This is a genomic window from Bradyrhizobium sp. 1200_D9_N1_1 (assembly GCF_052075915.1).
GTDB lineage: Bacteria > Pseudomonadota > Alphaproteobacteria > Rhizobiales > Xanthobacteraceae > Bradyrhizobium > Bradyrhizobium diazoefficiens.
Map to the genome: position 1 here is coordinate 1789186 of NZ_CP197226.1, position 18371 is coordinate 1807556.

Consider the following 18371-nt stretch of genomic DNA (forward strand, 5'->3'; position numbering starts at 1 on the left):
ACCTGCAGGATGGTGGGCACGCTTTCGCTTTGCCCACCCTACGGCACCGACGCTGCGGTCACACCGCGATGATGTGATCGTCGATCTCCTCGATCCTGTTGACGCCGCACAGGCCCATGGTCGTCAGCAGTTCCTTCTGGATGATGTCGATCGCCTTGGCGACGCCGGCCTGGCCGCCGGCCCCTAAGCCATAGGCATAGGCGCGGCCGATCATGCAGGACTTTGCGCCGAGCGCGAGCGCGCGCATCACGTCCTGGCCGGAGCGGATGCCGCCGTCGAACATGATCTCCATCCTGTCACCGACGGCATCGACGATCTCGGGCAGCACCTCGATCGAGGACGGTGCGCCGTCGAGCTGCCGGCCGCCATGGTTGGAGACCACGATCGCCTGCGCGCCGGTCTTCGCGGCGAGCTCGGCGTCCTCGACGTCGAGAATGCCCTTCAGGACCAGCTTGCCCGGCCAGATGCTGCGGATCCAATCGATGTCGTTCCAGTTCAGCGAGGTGTCGAACTGCGAGTTGATCCAGGTCGACAGCGACGTGATGTCGTCGCTGACCTTCAGGTGGCCGGCGAGATTGCCGAAGGTGCGGCGCTTGCCCTGCAACACACCCGACACCCAGGCCGGCTTGGTGGCGAAATCGATCAGCTTCGAGAGCGACCATTCCGGCGGCACGGTCATGCCGTTCTTGATGTCCTGGTGGCGCTGGCCGATCACCTGGAGATCGACGGTCAGCACCAGCGCCGAGCATTTCGCCGCGATCGCGCGTTCGATCAGCGCCTTGATGAAGCCGCGGTCCTTCATCACGTAGAGCTGGAACCAGAACGGCTTCTCGACACTGGCGGCGATGTCCTCGATCGAGCAGATCGACATCGTCGACTGCGTGAACGGGATGCCGGCGGCCTGTGCGGCGCGGCAGGCGTGGATCTCGCCGTCGCCATGCTGCATGCCCAGCAGGCCCACGGGCGCGAGCACCAGCGGCATGGTCGAGGTCTCGCCGAGGATCGTGGTCGAGGTGTCGCGCTTGGAGACGTCGACCAGGATGCGCTGGCGGAACTTGATCGCCTGCATGTCCTCGCGGTTGGCGCGCAGCGTTTCCTCGGCATAGGAGCCGCGGTCGCAATAATCGAAGAACGCCTTCGGCACGCGGCGCTTATGCAGCGCGCGAAGATCGTCGATACAGGTGATGTGCTTCATGAACGTGTCCCCGGGCCCGTCTCGTATCCGAAAGTCTTGCATCGGAAGATCGAGGGGTCATCTAGCATGGTTGGATGCACAGCCAAATCGTTTGAGAGGAGGGTGCCATGACGAGACCGCACGCCGCACCGACACCGGAAGAGATCAAGGAGAAAAAGGATCTCGAGGACGCCCTGGAAGAGGGCCTCGAAGAGACCTTCCCGGGCTCGGATCCCGTCAACGTCACCCAGCCGGCGCCGAGCCGCGGCGACGGCCATGTGAAGCGCTCCAAATAGGGGCGGGTTCCGCCCCATTTCGGTTCCCTAACGGGAAATATAGTGTTAACAATTAGTTAGCGGGGCGAAGGCGGCCCCTATTCCGTAATGATTAATCACATTTTTTGAAGCCAAGTTAGCCGTGATGGCCTTATAAGACCTGAGCAAATCAGGGATGCGGGGCCCGTTCGGGCACTCCGTGGTTGTAGAGGGGATTCCCTGGTTGTTGCGTGGGGGACGATATGAGCCGCAAATATTTCGGGACGGACGGGATTAGGGGCCGCGCCAACGGACTGATCACGCCGGAGCTCGCGCTCAAGGTCGGCCAGGCCGCGGGCCTTGCGTTTCAGCGCGGTGACCACCGCCATCGGGTCGTGATCGGCAAGGACACCCGCCTGTCCGGCTACATGATCGAATATGCGATGGTCGCCGGCTTCACCTCGGTCGGCATGGACGTGCTGCTGGTCGGCCCGATGCCGACGCCGGCGGTTGCGATGCTGACCAAGTCGATGCGCGCCGATCTCGGCGTGATGATCTCGGCCTCGCACAATTTGTTCGAGGACAACGGCATCAAGCTGTTCGGTCCGCAGGGCTTCAAGCTCTCCGACGACGTCGAGAAGCAGATCGAGCAGCTGCTCGACGAGCCCATCGACAAGCGGCTGGCGCAGAGCGCGAGCCTCGGCCGCGCCCGCCGTATCGACGGCGTGCATGACCGCTACATCGAATTCGCCAAGCGCACGCTGCCGCGCGATCTGTCACTCGACGGGCTGCGCGTCGTCGTCGATTGCGCCAACGGCGCCGCCTACAAGGTGGTGCCGGAAGCGCTGTGGGAGCTGGGCGCCGACGTGGTGCCGATCGGCGTCGAGCCCGATGGCTTCAACATCAACAAGGATTGCGGCTCGACTTCGCCGGAAGCGCTGTCGAAGAAGGTGCGCGAGATGCGCGCCGACATCGGCATTGCGCTGGACGGTGACGCCGATCGCGTCATCCTGGTCGACGAGCGCGGCCATGTCGTCGACGGCGACCAGCTGCTCGCGGTGATCGCGCAGAGCTGGAAGGAAGACGGCCGGCTGTCGCGGCCGGGCATCGTCGCCACCGTGATGTCCAATCTCGGGCTCGAGCGCTTCCTGAAAGGGCAGGGGCTCGATCTCGTGCGCACGCCGGTCGGCGACCGCTACGTGCTCGAGCAGATGCTGAGCGGCGGCTACAATCTCGGTGGCGAGCAGTCCGGCCATATCATCCTGTCCGACTACGCCACCACCGGCGACGGCTTCGTTGCCGCCTTGCAGGTGCTGGCCGTGGTGCAGAAGTCGCGCCGGCCGGTGTCGGAAGTCTGCCACCGCTTCGATCCGCTGCCGCAGATCCTCAAGAACGTCCGGCACAAAGGCGGCAAGCCGCTCGACGATTCCGACGTCAAATCGGCGATCTCCGACGGCGAGAAGCGCCTCAACGGCCATGGCCGCCTGCTGATCCGCTCCTCCGGCACCGAACCCGTGATCCGCGTCATGGGCGAAGGCGAGGACCGCATCCTGGTCGAGGACGTCGTCGACACCATCGTCTCGGCGCTCGGACAGGCGGCGGCCTGAGCTCGCAGCCATCCTTCGAGACGCCCGCCTTTGGCGGGCCCTCAGGATGAGGTCTTGTTTCTCGGCGAAATCTGAAACCCTCATGGTGAGGAGCCCGCCCAAAGCGGGCGTCTCGAACCATGCAGGCCGCGCTGCATCGCGGTGAAACCGGCCGCGAAGCGCATCCCAGCCATCGACGTTTGGCGGTGGTTCCATCGCCGCTTGCATCGTAACTAGCGGATGCGGCGGTTCGCCGCGCCTGCCGGGATTGATCCGTTGAACAAGCCTGTCGTCGTACCTGCGGAAACGCTGACCGAGCCCGTCGTCGTCAGCGACGTGGCGCCCGCTGCCGCCAGGGCTGCGGGGCCGGCCTATGTCGTGCTCGCCGGCATCAGCTTCTCGCACTTCCTCAACGACACCATGCAGTCGCTGATCGCCTCGGTGTACCCGATCCTGAAGGACACCTACGCGCTCGACTTCGCGCAGATCGGCATGATCACGCTGGCCTTCCAGTTCACGGCCTCGCTGCTTCAGCCGGTGGTCGGGCACTACACCGACAAGAAGGCGCAGCCTTATTCGCTGGCGATCGGCATGGCTTCGACCTTCTTCGGTCTCTTGCTGCTCAGCGCCGCGCACCAATATCTCGTCATCCTCGTCGCCGCTGCGCTGGTCGGTCTCGGCTCGGCGGTGTTTCATCCGGAATCCGCGCGCATCGCGCGGCTCGCCTCCGGCGGCCGCTACGGCTTCGCGCAATCGGTGTTCCAGCTCGGCGGCAGCTTCGGCACGTCGATGGGCCCGGTGCTGGCGGCGCTGATCGTGGTGCCGTTCGGGCAGGGCAGCATCGCCTGGTTCTCCTCGATCGCGTTCCTTGCCATCGTCGTTCTCTGGCGCATCGGCCGCTGGTACGCGCCGCAGATCAAGGCGAAGAAGACGGCGGCGGTTCAAGCCCATCCTGACGCGCCGAGCTCGCGCCGCGTCGCGGTCGCGCTGCTCGTGCTCGTGGCCCTGCTGTTCTCGAAGCAGCTCTACGTCTCGAGCCTGTCGAGCTATTACATCTTCTATCTGATCGACCGCTTCGGCGTGTCGACGCAGGCCGCCCAGATCTATCTCTTCGTCTTCCTTGCCGCGAACGCGGTCGGCGCGTTTCTCGGTGGTCCGCTCGGGGATCGCTTCGGGCGCAAGATCGTGATCTGGATCTCGATTCTGGGCGCGCTGCCGTTCACGCTGGCGCTGCCTTATGCCGGGCTCCACGCCAGCGCGGTGCTCAGCGTCATCATCGGCCTGATCATCTCGTCGACGACGTCGTCGATCATCGTGTTCGCGCAGGAACTGGTGCCGCACCGCTTCGGCATGATCTCCGGCGTGTTCTTCGGCGTCGCCTTCGGCATCGGAGGCCTCGGCGCGGCCGTGCTCGGCAAGCTCGCCGACCACACCTCGATCGAGTTCGTCTATCAGGTCTGCGCTTACCTCCCGGCGATCGGGCTGCTCGCCGTGTTCCTGCCGAAACTGCCGCGGCACGCGCGTTAACAGATCCTTTTTTGCCGCAACACGGCTTCATACATCGTTAGCAAATGAGGACAAAGGGCGCTGCATTTTTGCAACGCTTCCGCCGCATCCGCGTGTACAGTCAGAAAAAATCAACCTTAAAAATTAGGGTTAAGTGGCGCTTAAACATTTGCTGCCATCGTCCGGGCCGTGAGTTTCCAGAACGTGAGGCGTCTGCATTTTGCCTCACCGGCCATAAGGACGAAGCCAATGCGTAGCGTTAAGTCTCTCCTTGCCGCGGGTGCGGCATCCCTGATCTCGTCGATGGCGTTCGCCGCCGATATGCCGATCGCGGCGCCCCCTCCCATGTACGCGCCGCCGGCTCCGCCCGCCGACTTCGGCGGCTGGTATCTGCGCGGTGACATCGGCATGACCAACCAGCGCGCCAAGAGCATCGAGGCCACCGTAGCGCCCGGGTTTACGAAGACGACGGAGGGACTCGGCTTCGACTCGTCCCCGCTGTTCGACCTCGGCGTCGGCTATCGCTTCAACAACTGGTTTCGCGCGGACGTGATCGGCCAGTACCGGGGCAAGGCCAACCTGCATGGTGCGGACAACGTCATTGGGCCCGGCTTCGTCGGTTCCGACAACTACAGCGGCAGCAAGTCCGAGTGGGTCGTCATGGCCAACGCCTATGTCGATCTCGGCACCTGGTGGTGCATCACCCCGTTCATCGGCGCCGGTGTCGGCGGCTCCTACAACAAGATCAGCGGCTTCCGCGACGACGGCATTGCCTATCTCGCCGCACTGACCCCGACCCCGAGCGCCAGCGTTGCCTACTTCGCCGACAGCGGAAAGTGGAACTTCGCCTGGGCCGCTCACGCCGGTCTCGCCTACAAGGTCAATCCCGGGTTCACCGTCGAACTTGCCTACAGCTACATGAACCTCGGCGACGCGGCGCCCGGCAACTTCCGCTTGTTCGACAACAGCGCTTCGGGCCCGACCTCGATCAAGCTCAAGGAGCTCACCTCGCACGACCTCAAGCTCGGCGTGCGCTGGGATCTCAACAGCCCGCCGGCCTACGTGCCGCCGCCGCTCGTCACCAAGGGCTGATCGTCAGCCTCATCGGTTAGGACTTCTTAACGGCGCGGGATCATCCCGCGCCGTTTTGCTTTGCGTATTTTTCATTGCTCGCGGCGACGAAGGGCTCCGGCGCAACCATTGGTTAAGGTTAACGAGCCATGATCATGGCGAAAGTTCGAGTTCGATTTGGAGCGTTGCAATGCGTAGGCTTTGGTTGGTGGCGGCGGTGTTCGGATCTGTATCCGCCGCACACGCGGCCGACATGCCGGATCTGCCCGTCCTGCGCGGCGGCTTCACCGACGGTCTGTCCAAGACGTCCCATCGTTGGGATGGCGCCTATGTCGGCGTCAATGGCGGCTACACGGCCGACGCGACCGACTTCAGCCAGAGCGTCGTCGGCCTGACCAATTTCATTTTCCGCGACAGCGTGCTGCAGCAGCCGACCGCGAACTGGTCGCTGATGAACAAGACCAACACGCAGAGCACAAATTTCGGCGCCTTCGTCGGCCGCAACTGGCAATGGTACGATGCCATTCTCGGTCTTGAGGGCACCTACAGCTACTTCAACAACCTCTCGACGCTCACGTCGGGCACCAACTCGCTCACGATCGTCAACCCGCCCGGCGACGCGCACGCTGCGAACGTCACCGACAATTATGACGTGACGCTGACCGGCACTGCCGCGGCGAAAGTCAAGGACATGATCACGCTCCGGGGCCGGGTGGGTTGGGACGGCGGCGATTTCATGCCGTATGCCTTCATGGGCGCTGCGGTCGGCCGAATGGACGTGTCCCGCTCGGTGACGAGCATCGTGGATTTGCGTCAGGATGTGACGAATACGATTGTCGTCGGCGGCGCCACGTTGACGACGACCACCTTCGGAGCGCCGCAGGCCGTTCCGGCTCAGTCTCAGTCGCAGACTCAGCGTCGAACCAACGCATTCGCGGTGGGCTGGACCGCCGGCCTCGGCGTCGAATACTGCATCTGGGACGGTCTGTTCGCGCGCGTGGAATACGAATACGTGAAATTCTCGCCGGTCATGAACACCTCGGTGACGCTGAACAATGCGCGCGTCGGACTCGGCTACAAGTTCTGACGCTGCATCGCCGCAGCGCGGTTGACAGATTCCCTCCGTCCTGATGCTCTGTCGCTCCGAAGCGGGGCGGCAGCGATGAAGATCTACGGCGATACCAACTCCGGCAATTGTCTCAAGGTGAAGTGGGTCTGCGACAAGCTCGCATTGCCCTACGACTGGATCGACATCGACACCCGCAAGGGCGAGACGCGCACGCCGCAATTTCTGGCGATGAACGGCGCCGGCCAGGTGCCGACCGTTGCGTTCGACGACGGCCGCACGCTGGCGCAGTCCAATGCCATCATCCGCTACCTCGCCCGCGACAGCGCGCTGATCCCGCGCGACGCCTTTACTGCTGCCAAGATGGACGAATGGCTGTTCTGGGAGCAGTACAGCCACGAGCCCTATATCGCGGTGTGCCGCTTTCAGCTCGTCTATCTCGGCAAGGACGCCTCCGAGCTCGATCCCGAAAAGGTCAAGCGCGGCTATGCGGCGCTCGACCGCATGGAGCAGCATCTCTCCGGCAGCCGCTTCTTCGCCGGCGAAGCGGTTTCGCTCGCCGACGTCTCGCTGCTCGCCTATACGCGCGTCGCGCATGAGGGCGGCTTCGATCTTGGTCGTTACGCGGCGGTCCGCCGCTGGATCGGCGAAGTCGAGACCTTTCTCGGCCTGCCGCCGGCGCGCTGAGTCCTGGAGTTTCCGTATGAACGCCAAATCCGTCTCCATTCGTCGCGCGCGCCGCGAGGACGTCGCTGCGATCGTGGCGATGCTCGCCGACGATCATCTCGGGCGCGGCCGCGAGCGCGTGGAGGAGCCGCTGCCTGCCGCCTATTACGAGGCGTTCGCGCGGGTCGAGCGTGATCCAAATCTCGCGCTGGTGGTTGCCGAGAGCGAGGGCAGGGTGGTCGGCTGCCTGCAACTTGCTGTGCTGGCGGGCATCAGCTCGCAAGGCGGCATCCGCGGTCTGCTCGAAGACGTGCGCGTTGCCGCCGATTGTCGCAGCCGCGGCATCGGCGAGCAATTGGTGCAATGGGCCATCGCGGAAGCGAAAGCGCGTGGCTGTAACCTGGTCGAGCTGTTGACGCATCAGACGCGAGTAGACGCGCAGCGCTTCTACAAGCGGCTCGGATTCACAGCGAGTCATGTCGGCATGACTGTCCGCTTTTGAGGCAGTAAGAGCGTTTTCGAGCGAAGTGGATATCGGTTCGCGTAAAGAAAACGCGTCAACACAAAAATCAAGAGCCCCATTCCGATTGTATCGGAATGGGGCTCCGGTCGCGCGCCTTGCGTAATCAGCGAATTCGGATCGCGCATTCGTTCATGTTAAGAGCCGGTAAACTACCCAGCCGTCGTTCACGTTGAGCCGGGAACGAACGGTGCTACGGCAGCGTCAGACACCGAGCTCGGTCGGTTCGGGGATTTCGATGACAAGCTATTCGATGATCAAGGTCGGCAACGACTACGTTGTGCAGGCCAATGACAAATGCATTTTGAAGGTCGGCAGCCGACGCAAAGCCGCGCAATTGATCAGCGAGGCCACGGACTTGCTGAACGCGCTCGCCAGGGTTGAATCCCCCGATATCGCGCCGGAAGCGCCATCACTCGCGCGTGAGGTGCCGGAACTTCCTTGACGACTCTTCCCGTTTCCCGTATCAGCCGCGGCGGGACACCTCCCCCCAACGGGAGGCTTACTATCTGGAAGGGTAGAATATGACTGTAGCGAAGCCCGCTTCGCGGCCCAACGTGCCGCATTTCTCCTCCGGCCCCTGCGCCAAGCGCCCCGGCTGGAATGCCCAAAATCTCAAGGACGCAGCGCTCGGCCGTTCGCATCGCGCGAAGGTCGGCAAGACCAAGCTCAAGCTCGCGATCGATCTGACGCGCGAAGTGCTTGAAGTGCCGGCCGATTATCGCATCGGCATCGTGCCGGCCTCCGATACCGGCGCGGTCGAGATGGCGCTGTGGTCGCTGCTTGGTGCGCGGCCCGTCACCACGCTCGCCTGGGAATCCTTCGGCGAAGGCTGGGTCAGCGACATCGTCAAGGAATTGAAGCTCAAGGACGTCACCAAGCTCAATGCGGCTTATGGTGAAATCCCCGATCTCTCCAAGGTCGATCCGAAGTCGGACGTCGTCTTCACCTGGAACGGCACCACGTCAGGCGTGCGCGTCCCGAACGCCGACTGGATCAGCGCGACCCGCGAAGGCCTGACCATTTGCGACGCCACCTCGGCGGCGTTCGCGCAGGCCCTCGACTGGGCCAAGCTCGACGTCGTCACCTTCTCCTGGCAGAAGGCGCTCGGCGGCGAGGCCGCGCACGGCATGCTGATCCTGTCGCCCCGCGCGGTGGAGCGGCTCGAGACCTACAAGCCGGCCTGGCCGCTGCCGAAGATCTTCCGCATGACCAAGGGCGGCAAGATCAACGAAGGCATCTTCGTCGGCGAGACCATCAACACGCCGTCGATGCTCTGCGTCGAGGACTATCTCGATGCGCTGAACTGGGCCAAGTCGATCGGCGGCCTCAAGGCGCTGATCGCGCGCGCCGACGCCAACACCAAGGTGCTGGCCGACTGGAAGGCGAAGACGCCCTGGATCGACTTCCTGGCCAAGGACGCTTCGATCCGCTCCAACACCTCGGTGTGCCTGAAGTTCATCGATCCCGCGCTCACCGCGCTCTCGGACGACGCGCAGGCCGAGTTCTCCAAGAAGCTGGTCGCGCTGGTCGAGAAGGAAGGCGCCGGCTACGACTTCGCCTACTATCGCGATGCACCGGCCGGCCTGCGCATCTGGTGCGGCGCCACTGTCGAGGCCAGGGACGTCGAGCTCCTGACCCAGTGGATCGACTGGGCCTTCGCCGAGACCAAGGCGCAGCTCGCCAAGGCGGCGTGAGCTTTCTTAGCCTCTCTCCGTTCTTACGGGGAGAGGCCGGATTGCGCAGCAATCCGGGTGAGGGGCTCTCTCCGCGAGTACCTTCGCCTGTGGCTGCCCCTCACCCCAACCCTCTCCCCGTAAGAACGAGGAGAGGGAGAAGAAACAGCATCACCCTGCTCCCGAAGGCCGCCCCTCTTTGCGAGGAAGGTAGAGGATCATTCCCATGACCAAACCCAAAGTTCTCATTTCCGACGCGCTCTCGCCCGCCGCCGTGCAGATCTTCAAGGATCGCGGCATCGAGGTCGACTTCCAGCCCAATCTCGGCAAGGACAAGGACAAGCTCGCCGAGATCATCGGCAATTACGACGGCCTCGCGATCCGCTCCGCGACCAAGGCGACCGCCAAGATCCTCGAGAAGGCAACCAACCTCAAGGTGATCGGCCGCGCCGGCATCGGCGTCGACAACGTCGAGATCCCCGCCGCCACGGCCAAGGGCATCATCGTGATGAACACGCCGTTCGGCAATTCGATCACGACCGCCGAGCACGCCATCACCCTGATGCTCGCGCTCGCCCGCGAGATCCCGCAGGCCGACGCCTCGACCCAGGCCGGCAAGTGGGAGAAGAACCGCTTCATGGGCGTCGAGATCACCGGCAAGGTGTTAGGGGTGGTCGGCTGCGGTAATATCGGCTCGATCGTCGCGGACCGCGCGCTCGGCCTGCGCATGAAGGTGGTCGCGTTCGATCCGTTCCTGTCGCCGGAGCGCGCCAAGGACATCGGCGTCGAGAAGGTCGATCTCGACGACCTCCTCAAGCGCGCCGACTTCATCACGCTGCACACCCCGCTGACCGAGAAGACCAAGAACATCATCGATGCTGCCGCGATCGCCAAGATGAAGAAGGGCGTGCGCCTGATCAACTGCGCCCGCGGCGGTCTCGTCGACGAGCAGGCGGTGGTCGATGCGCTGAATTCCAAGCACATCGCGGGCGCCGCCTTCGACGTCTTCGTCGAGGAGCCCGCGAATACCAACGTGCTGTTCGGCCATCCCAACGTGATCTGCACGCCGCATCTCGGCGCCTCCACCACCGAAGCGCAGGAGAACGTCGCGCTCCAGGTCGCCGAGCAGATGTCGGACTATCTGCTGACCGGCGCCATCTCGAACGCGGTCAACTTCCCCTCGATCACGGCGGAAGAAGCGCCGAAGCTGAAGCCGTTCATCGCGCTCGCCGAGAAGCTCGGCTCGTTCGCCGGCCAGCTCACCGAGAGCGGCATCCTCAAGGTCGAGATCACCTATGAGGGCCATGTCGCCGAGATGAAGATCAAGGCGATCACCTCCGCCGTGCTGTCGGGCCTGCTGCGGCCGATGCTGGGCGAGGTCAACGTGGTGTCCGCGCCCGTGGTCGCCAAGGAGCGTGGCATGGTGGTGGACGAGATCGTGCGCGCCGCCCAGAGCGACTATGAGAGCCTGATCACCGTCACGGTGGCGACGGAGCGCCAGGAGCGCTCGGTCTCCGGCACCGTGTATCATGACGGCAAGCCGCGCCTCGTCGACGTCAAGGGCATCCGCGTCGACGCCGAGTTCGGCAAGTCGATGATCTACGTGACCAACGAGGACAAGCCCGGCTTCATCGGCGCGTTCGCGAGCCTGCTTGGCGCCGCCAAGCTCAACATCGCGACCTTCCATCTCGGCCGCGTCAAGCTGGGCGGCGACGCCATCGCGCTGGTCGAGGTCGACGGCGCGGTGCCGGCCGACGTGCTCGCCAAGGTGCAGGCGCTGCCGCAGGTCAAGCAGGCCAAGGCGCTGACGTTCTGACACTCCGTCATTCCGGGGCACGCGAAGAGTAAACTCCTGTGCGCAATTGCGCACCTGAGAATCTCGAGATTCCGGGTTCGGCTCTTCGAGCCGCCCCGGAATGACGCGTATCATATATTCCGACCCGCGGAACAACGCCGCCTCCCTCACCGGGGGCGGCGTTTTTATTTCTCCCGCAGCCTTCCAACTTTGTGTACCAATGGCGACCAGGACGCTCCGTTCAAAATCGTTCGACAAGGGAGAAAACAATGCGTGAAGCCGTCATCGTTTCCTATGCGCGCACGGGTCTTGCGAAATCCGGCCGCGGCGGGTTCAACATCACGCCGCCGATGTCGCTCGCGGCCCACGCCATCCGCCACGCGGTCGATCGCGCCGGCGTCGACAAGGACTATGTCGAGGACTGCTACCTCGGCAATTGCGCCCACGGCGCGCCGAACATCGGCCGCCAGGCCGCTCTGCTCGCCGGCCTGCCGAAGACCACCGCCGGCGTCTCGGTGAACCGCTTCTGCTCCTCAGGGCTCCAGACCATCGCGATGGCCGCCAACTCGATCCGCTCCGACGGCGCCGACTGCATCGTCGCCGGCGGCGTCGAGAGCATCTCGGTGCCCGGCGGTGGCACGCCGAAGGAATCGATCGATCCGGAACTGCTCAAGGTCGCGCCCGACATCTTCATGGCGATGATCGACACCGCCGACATCGTCGCCGAGCGTTACAAGCTCAGCCGCGAATACCAGGACGAGTTCTCGCTGGAATCGCAGCGCCGCATGGCCGCGGCCCAGCAGGCGAACAAGTTCAAGGACGAGATCGTCCCGATGAAGACCAAGATGAAGGTCGTCGACAAGCAGACCAAGGCGGAGAGCATCGTCGACTACGTCGTCGACCGTGACGAGTGCAACCGGCCCGAGACCACGTTGGAGGGCCTTGCCAAGCTCGAGCCGGTGAAGGGCCCCGGCAAGTTCGTCACCGCCGGCAATGCCAGCCAGCTCTCGGACGGCGCCGCCGCCGTCGTGCTGATGGAAGCCAAGGACGCCGAGAAGCGCGGCCTCAAGCCGCTCGGCCGCTTCGTCGCCTGGGCGACCGCCGGCTGCGAGCCCGACGAGATGGGCATCGGTCCGGTGTTCGCGATCCCGAAGCTGCTCAAGCGCACCGGCCTCAAGATCGACGACATCGATCTGTGGGAGCTCAACGAGGCCTTCGCCAGCCAGTGCCTGTATTGCCGCGACCAGCTCGGCATCGATCCCGCCAAGTACAACGTCAATGGCGGCTCGATCGCGATCGGCCATCCCTTCGGCATGACCGGCGCACGTCTCACCGGCCATCTGCTCCAGGAAGGCGCGCGCCGCAAGGCGAAGTGGGGCGTGGTGACGATGTGCATCGGCGGCGGCCAGGGCGGCGCCGGCCTGTTCGAGATCTACAGCTGATCCGGGCCACATGAATGTGAAAGGCACGGCGCCGCAAGCGCCGTGCCTTTTTCGTTGCAGATCGATCGCCACGAAACTATACGTCTCCTGTCGGAAAAGGCAGACTTGGTCTGGTAAGCCCAAGTCCTTTCGGTAACGAAAGCTCTGGTCTTTGGCCTTGTGCAAGGGATCCCCGCGACGAACATCGGACGCCACCAAGGCGCCCAATCGTTCGTCCGTGTGATTCTCAAGCCCAGGGAACGCTCCGGTCGAACATCGACCACAGGAGCGTCTCATGCACGATCAATCCTCGATTCCATACGATGTCGTCATTGCCGGTGCCGGTCCCGTCGGCCTGTTTCTCGCGTGCGAGTTGCAGCTCGCCGGTCTCCAGGTGCTGGTGCTGGAGCAATCGCAAGATTCGCATTCGGCCCTGAAGCAACTCCCGTTTGGCCTGCGCGGTCTTTCGATCTCCACACTCGAGGCCTTTCACCGGCGTGGCCTGCTGGAAGAGATCGTGGCCGCGCAGCAGCTTACCTCAGACGCGATCAAGCGTGCAGCCCACTGGATGCAGCAGACGCGACGGCCCGCGGGTCATTTCGCCGGCCTCCAGTTCTATCAGGACAACATCGATGTGGCGAAGTGGTCCTGGCGTCTGCCGACGTCGGCCGATGCCAACCTCGCCGTCGATATGGCAACGCTCGAATCCGTTCTGGCTGCGCGGGCACGCAGCATGGGCGTCGAGATCCGGCGCGGTTTTGCCGTGAATGCCGTTGTCGCCTCGAGCGAAGACGTGACAGTGCAGGCGGCCGGCGAGACCTTCCGGGCAAGATGACTTGTCGGATGCGACGGTGGCCGCAGCACGGTGCGCAAGATCGGTGGCTTTGACTTCGTCGGCACCGACCCCGAGTTCACGGGCTATTCCATCGACGTCGAGCTGGCCGATCCGGACAGGCTTCGCCAGGGCCGCAACTACACGCCCGCCGGCATGTATACCTATGCGCAGCCCGGGACGATCGCGATGGTCGATTTCGACGGCGGAGCTTTCCACCGCACCGAGCCGATCACACGCGAGCATGTGCAGAGCGTCCTGCGTCGCGTCTCCTGCACCGACGTCACCGTCACGGCGCTTCGGCTCGCCGCCACCTGGACGGATCGGGCCCATCAGGCAACCACGTATCGCAGAGGGCGTGTGCTCCTGGCGGGCGACGCTGCCCACATCCATTCGCCGCTGGGCGGCCAGGGCCTCAATCTTGGTCTTGGCGATGCGATGAACCTGGGCTGGAAGCTGGCGGCGACGATCTGCGGCGGCGCACCGGCCGATCTCCTCGACAGCTATTCGCGCGAGCGGCATCCTGTGGGCGCGCAAATCCTCGACTGGTCGCGCGCGCAGGTCGCGATCATGCGGCCGACACCGAGCACCCGCGCGCTCCAAGCCATCATTCGCGATCTCATCGAGACGCGGGACGGTGCGACCTATTTCGCCGAGCGCGTGCGCGGCGTTTCGCTCCGCTACGATCTCGGGGCAGCCATCCGCTTGTCGGCCGGAGTGCTCCCGATTTCGAATTCGCTGACGGGACGACGGTCGGAGAACGTCTCAGGACGGCGAAAGGGTTATTGCTGGACTTCGGCTCCCGTGCGTCGCTGCGGATGCTTGCAAGCCGCTGGGGCGACCGGATCACATATGTCGCCGATGACGCGAAGGACCGGCTGGGCCTGAGTGCAGCGTTGGTGCGCCCCGACGGCTTCGTCGCGTGGGCCTGCGACGGTACGCCCGACGATGAGGAGGTTGCTCAGGCCGCGTCGCGATGGTTTGGCCAATCCATGGAGGCGCAAGCATTTCCCTGAGCGCCTCGCAGCGCCACCGTGCGCGCGGCGTGAGCCTTCGCGCTTGGTTCGATCGGTCGAACCGCGGGCTCGCGCCACCTCCCCGCTGGGGAGAGGTGGTCCTCGCCCAGTCGACCAGGTTTGATTTCGCCGAGCCTCAAGCCCGCGCCAGCGCGGGCGCGAACACCACTTCGATCAGCGTGCCGTGGCCTGCGCTCTTGATGTTGAACCGGGCGCGGTTGGCTTCGACCAGCGCTTTGGTCAGCGACAGGCTCAGCGCCGAATTGTCCTCGGCATCGCCCGGCGGCGGGGTGCGGAACGGCTCCATCGCGGCCGCGACCTCGCGCTCGCTAAGGCCGTGGCCGGTGTCGCGGATGCGAAGCGCGACCTCGCCGCGATCGTTGAGCGCGGTCGAGACGATCACCTGGCCGCCGGCGCTGGCGAGCCGGATCGAGTTCGAGATCAGGTTCATGGTGATCTGCCGCATCGCGCGCGCGTCCACGCTCACCTGCGGCAGCGCATGGCCGAGCGAGGTGCGGATGATGATGCGCTCGCGGTTGGCCTGCGGCTGCATCACCACGACGCAGGCCTCGACCAGGTCGTTGAGGTTGAGGTTGGCGAAGTTGAGGTCGAGCTTGCCGGTCTCGATCCGCGACAGCTCCAGCAAATCGTCGATGATCGCGATGACGCGCTCGCCGGAGGCGCGGATGTCCTTCATGTATTCGCCGTAGCGCTCGTTGCCGAGCGTGCCGAAGCGTTCGGAGATCATCACCTCGGCAAAGCCGATGATGGCGTTGAGCGGCGTGCGGATCTCGTGGCTGATCCGCGCCAGCATGTCGGCCTTGGCATTCGCCGCGCCGTCGACGAGACGGCGGGCCTGCGTCAGCTCGCTCTCGCCCTTCTTGCTCTGGGAGAGGTCGCGGAACACGGCGAAGAAGTTCGGGCCGTCGGGCCTTGTGCGGCCCATGATCATGGCGAGCGGGATGACGCCGCCCTTCTTCTCGCGCCCCAGCACCTCGCGGCCGTGATCGAGCAGGCTGGAAATGTCCTGGCTCTTCAGGCTTTCGAGATAGTCGGCGACGATCTGCTGGCTCTCCGGCGCGAACAGCGACACCAGGTTCTGCTCGAGCAGCGCTTCGCCGTCGTAGCCGAACAGCGCTTCGGCGCTGCGGTTGCAGACGAGGATGTTGCCTTCCGCATCGAACATCACGATGCCCTCGGCCGTGGTGTCGAGGATCGCGGCGAGATCCTCGGCGTCGGCATCGCCGGCCTGGGACTCGAGCTCGGACGCGTAGGGGAAAGACTCCGCGACAAGTGGCTCGGTGACGACTGGCTCGGCGGCAACGGACAGCGCGGCGACAGGCTCGGCAACGGCGGGCGCAGTAACGACAGGCGCAGCAGCCGGCAGCGCGCAGACCAGCGCATGCGCGCTCTCGCCGTCCCAGTCGATCGTGTGCAGATGCGCCTCGGTGGTCGGAAGCGGCTCTTCGCCGTTGGGAAGCGTCGCGCTGATCGTGACCGGCGTGCCGCCTTGCGAGGTGCTGCTGGCGGGCGATACGCCCGGCTCGACATAGAGAGCATCGAGGCCGCCGGCATTCTCCAGCGCGCTCACGCTGGCATGGCCCATGCGCGCGAGGAACGCCGGGTTGGCGTAGAGCAGGCGGTCGAGCCGATAGATCAGGATGCCGGTCGGCAAGAGGTCGAGCAGCGCGCGGTCGCGCATGCTGTGGCCGCGCGCCGGCGGCGCCGGCTCGGTCAGCCATTCGGCCGGCGCGTGCGGCGCCTCGATCAGCGGTTCGGGCGTGCTCTCCGCCGGCGGTTCGGTCGTCGCGGTGGCGATCGTCTCACGCTCGCGTTCGAGGCGCTCGGACAATTGCCGGGCGAGCTCGTTGAACGCGCTGTTCTCGATCGGCGTCAGCGTCGGCGATCTCTGATCACCAGGTGATCTGGTATCGCTGGGCGGGCGGAACGGCACGACGTTGGGAGGCGTTTCCACTGGCGTTTCCGGATCGGTTGGATGTGAATTCGCGTCGAGGGCGGGGTCGGGCAGTTCAGGTTCGGGTGTAGGCTCGGGCTCAGGTGCGGGCGGCTCGGCCGGCGGAGGCGGCGCCTCTGCCACGGGCTCCGGATCGGGCTCGACGATGTCGGCGGACAGGCCGTGCTGCGCCGGCGGTTCGGCGAGCAGCTCGAAGCGCCGGAGCGCATCGAGCCGGTTGAGGCCGTCGAGATCGCGGCAGACGCCAAAGCCCTTGAAGCCGGCGAAATTGCGCGCGTGGTCGTAGACCGGCAGGCCCGCGAGCTCGACCGGCAGATGCTCGCCGCCATCGGCCGGCCAGTTCACGGTGATCCCGGCCCAGGTGTCGTGGCTGGCCAGCGCCTGCGCCACGCGCCCCTCCGGGTCGAGCGAGAATTCCGCGGCGATCTCGCGCCAGGGACGGCCGAAGCCGGCGGCCGTGTGCGCGCCCATCAGGCGGATGAACTCGCAGGACGCCAGCACAAAGCGGCCCTCTGTATCCATCTGCCAGAGGAAGCGCAGCGGATGCTGATGCGGCGCGGGCATCTCCGTGGGACCCGACGGCGGCTCGACCATGCCGGTAGTGATCGGGGCGGCCTGCGGCGACACAATGGCTGAGGAATGGTTTTCAACCGGAGTTTTCGGCGCGTCAGCCGGCTCTTCAGCCGATTCCTGGGCCGTCTCTTCGGCCGTGTCGTCGACGGCTTCTTCGACAGTCTCCTGGACCGTTGCGATCTCCGGCGCCGCCTCGCTCACCGGCGGCTCGGACGCGATCGTCCCGGTAGGCGCGGGCGTTTCGGCCGGCTCGGCGAAGGCGTCGAACAGCGCGATAGCGGCCGGCGCCTCGTTCGACGGCGGCGCCTCGTTCGGCGCCTCGGCGGCTTGCGGCGTGGATTGAGCCGGCGCCGCGGGCGTGACGTCAGGCGTGCTCTCCGGCGCGGATGCGGCCGGGGCGGCATCGCTCGCCGCTGCCGTCTGCGCGGCGGCCGGCTCGATCAGCGCGACCAGGCCGACATCGCCACCGAGGCCGACCCGTTGCAGCACCATCTGGCCGATGCCGATCGGCGTCTCGGCGCGGCCGTTGCGAAGCGCATCGCCGCGGGCCCGTTCGAGCCCGGCTTCGCCGAGATCGCGGAAGCCGAGCAGGGCGCGGGCGGCTTCGCTGGCGCCGACGAACATTCCGTCGGGCGCGAACGCCGCCATCGGCATTTTGGCGCCCGCGACGAGGCGATGCAGGCGCTCGATCAGCGGCATGGTGCGCACCGATGGCTCCATCGCGGTGACGAGCACGGCCTGGCCGCCATCGGCGAAGGTCAGCCGCGTGCAGGCGCAGGTCATCAGCGTTCCGAGCCGGGCGCCGAAGCCGCGCAGACGTTCGAGCCGCACCGTGCCGCTCGCCGGCAGCTGCCGGGCGAGCCGGGCGACCTGGCGGCGATGGCTGTCGGCCGGGCCGAACGTCTTTTCCGCCAGCACTGCGGCATGCGCCGCGCCGAAGAATTTTGCGCCGACCGGATTGGCCCACAGCACGCGCGCGCCGTCGACCGACCAGAGCCACGCGGGCAGCGGGGAGGTCGCATGCACGGCCAGCCGGGGATCGCCCACGCCTCGCAACTGGAAATCCGAATGACTCATCCAACCGGCTTTTGGTCTCGCTGTCACGCCTCTGGCCTTAGGGCTGCCGGGAATGACAGCCTTAAGAAAGGGTTAGTATCGCGCGCGGGCGCGGGCAGGTCCACGGCCCCAGCCTACGGGGGAAGCCCTAAAGCCGCGATAACCTTAATCCGGCCGCCCCCGC

Annotated in this window: 13 protein-coding genes and 1 pseudogene; 12 read left to right on the plus strand and 2 right to left on the minus strand. The window is 65.4% G+C overall.

Annotated elements, in window-relative coordinates; all coding sequences use genetic code 11:
• Nucleotides 1-58: 58 nt before the first annotated feature.
• On the minus strand, nt 59-1195 hold the full coding sequence (locus tag AB5K84_RS08680; protein ID WP_011090144.1) for an alpha-hydroxy acid oxidase: 1137 nt from the start codon (nt 1193-1195) through the stop codon (nt 59-61).
• Between the two features lie 107 nt (nt 1196-1302).
• Between AB5K84_RS08680 and AB5K84_RS08685 the strand changes: the two genes are divergently transcribed.
• The 12 genes and pseudogenes from AB5K84_RS08685 to AB5K84_RS08740 all read left to right on the plus strand — a co-directional run bounded on the left by AB5K84_RS08685 (nt 1303) and on the right by AB5K84_RS08740 (nt 14583).
• On the plus strand, nt 1303-1470 hold the full coding sequence (locus AB5K84_RS08685) for a hypothetical protein (RefSeq protein ID WP_165448176.1): 168 nt from the start codon (nt 1303-1305) through the stop codon (nt 1468-1470).
• 221 nt (nt 1471-1691) lie between these two features.
• A complete protein-coding gene (gene glmM / locus AB5K84_RS08690) occupies nt 1692-3035 on the plus strand; it encodes a phosphoglucosamine mutase (protein WP_028174702.1) in 1344 nt (447 codons plus the stop codon).
• A gap of 255 nt (nt 3036-3290) precedes the next feature.
• Nucleotides 3291-4541, plus strand: coding sequence for an MFS transporter (locus tag AB5K84_RS08695; protein ID WP_038965428.1), 1251 nt, complete (start codon nt 3291-3293; stop codon nt 4539-4541).
• Between the two features lie 228 nt (nt 4542-4769).
• Nucleotides 4770-5612, plus strand: coding sequence for an outer membrane protein (locus AB5K84_RS08700; protein ID WP_028174704.1), 843 nt, complete (start codon nt 4770-4772; stop codon nt 5610-5612).
• Between the two features lie 169 nt (nt 5613-5781).
• On the plus strand, nt 5782-6678 hold the full coding sequence (locus AB5K84_RS08705) for an outer membrane protein (protein ID WP_011090140.1): 897 nt from the start codon (nt 5782-5784) through the stop codon (nt 6676-6678).
• A 75-nt stretch (nt 6679-6753) separates the two neighbouring features.
• Nucleotides 6754-7344, plus strand: a complete 591-nt coding sequence (locus AB5K84_RS08710) for a glutathione S-transferase family protein (RefSeq protein ID WP_011090139.1) — start codon at nt 6754-6756, stop codon at nt 7342-7344.
• Between the two features lie 16 nt (nt 7345-7360).
• A complete protein-coding gene (locus AB5K84_RS08715) occupies nt 7361-7825 on the plus strand; it encodes a GNAT family N-acetyltransferase (protein ID WP_011090138.1) in 465 nt (154 codons plus the stop codon).
• 271 nt (nt 7826-8096) lie between these two features.
• Entirely contained in the window at nt 8097-8288 is a 192-nt protein-coding gene (locus AB5K84_RS08720) for a hypothetical protein (protein ID WP_236842134.1), read from the plus strand.
• Nucleotides 8289-8367: 79 nt separating this feature from the next.
• Nucleotides 8368-9540 carry a phosphoserine transaminase gene (locus tag AB5K84_RS08725; RefSeq protein ID WP_011090137.1) on the plus strand — a complete coding sequence of 391 codons (1173 nt, stop codon included), beginning with the start codon at nt 8368-8370 and terminating at the stop codon, nt 9538-9540.
• A gap of 205 nt (nt 9541-9745) precedes the next feature.
• Complete coding sequence (serA, locus tag AB5K84_RS08730) at nt 9746-11335, plus strand: phosphoglycerate dehydrogenase (RefSeq protein WP_011090136.1); 1590 nt, start codon at nt 9746-9748, stop codon at nt 11333-11335.
• A gap of 248 nt (nt 11336-11583) precedes the next feature.
• Nucleotides 11584-12756, plus strand: coding sequence for a thiolase family protein (locus AB5K84_RS08735; protein ID WP_011090135.1), 1173 nt, complete (start codon nt 11584-11586; stop codon nt 12754-12756).
• 274 nt (nt 12757-13030) lie between these two features.
• Nucleotides 13031-14583: pseudogene (locus AB5K84_RS08740) on the plus strand (FAD-dependent oxidoreductase).
• 136 nt (nt 14584-14719) lie between these two features.
• On the opposite strand, the gene AB5K84_RS08745 reads toward AB5K84_RS08740, so the two are convergent.
• Nucleotides 14720-18208 (minus strand): PAS domain-containing sensor histidine kinase, encoded by a 3489-nt coding sequence (locus AB5K84_RS08745; RefSeq protein ID WP_038965409.1) that lies wholly within the window; start codon nt 18206-18208, stop codon nt 14720-14722.
• Nucleotides 18209-18371 lie beyond the last annotated feature (163 nt).

Excerpts from the sequence above, each read along its gene's own strand:
- AB5K84_RS08680 (WP_011090144.1), bottom strand. The coding sequence starts at position 1,195 with ATGAAGCACATCACCTGTATCGACGATCTTCGCGCGCTGCATAAGCGC.
- AB5K84_RS08685 (WP_165448176.1), top strand. The coding sequence starts at position 1,303 with ATGACGAGACCGCACGCCGCACCGACACCGGAAGAGATCAAGGAGAAA.
- glmM (WP_028174702.1), top strand. The coding sequence starts at position 1,692 with ATGAGCCGCAAATATTTCGGGACGGACGGGATTAGGGGCCGCGCCAAC.
- AB5K84_RS08700 (WP_028174704.1), top strand. The coding sequence starts at position 4,770 with ATGCGTAGCGTTAAGTCTCTCCTTGCCGCGGGTGCGGCATCCCTGATC.
- AB5K84_RS08705 (WP_011090140.1), top strand. The coding sequence starts at position 5,782 with ATGCGTAGGCTTTGGTTGGTGGCGGCGGTGTTCGGATCTGTATCCGCC.
- AB5K84_RS08710 (WP_011090139.1), top strand. The coding sequence starts at position 6,754 with ATGAAGATCTACGGCGATACCAACTCCGGCAATTGTCTCAAGGTGAAG.
- AB5K84_RS08715 (WP_011090138.1), top strand. The coding sequence starts at position 7,361 with ATGAACGCCAAATCCGTCTCCATTCGTCGCGCGCGCCGCGAGGACGTC.
- AB5K84_RS08720 (WP_236842134.1), top strand. The coding sequence starts at position 8,097 with ATGATCAAGGTCGGCAACGACTACGTTGTGCAGGCCAATGACAAATGC.
- AB5K84_RS08725 (WP_011090137.1), top strand. The coding sequence starts at position 8,368 with ATGACTGTAGCGAAGCCCGCTTCGCGGCCCAACGTGCCGCATTTCTCC.
- serA (WP_011090136.1), top strand. The coding sequence starts at position 9,746 with ATGACCAAACCCAAAGTTCTCATTTCCGACGCGCTCTCGCCCGCCGCC.
- AB5K84_RS08735 (WP_011090135.1), top strand. The coding sequence starts at position 11,584 with ATGCGTGAAGCCGTCATCGTTTCCTATGCGCGCACGGGTCTTGCGAAA.
- AB5K84_RS08745 (WP_038965409.1), bottom strand. The coding sequence starts at position 18,208 with ATGAGTCATTCGGATTTCCAGTTGCGAGGCGTGGGCGATCCCCGGCTG.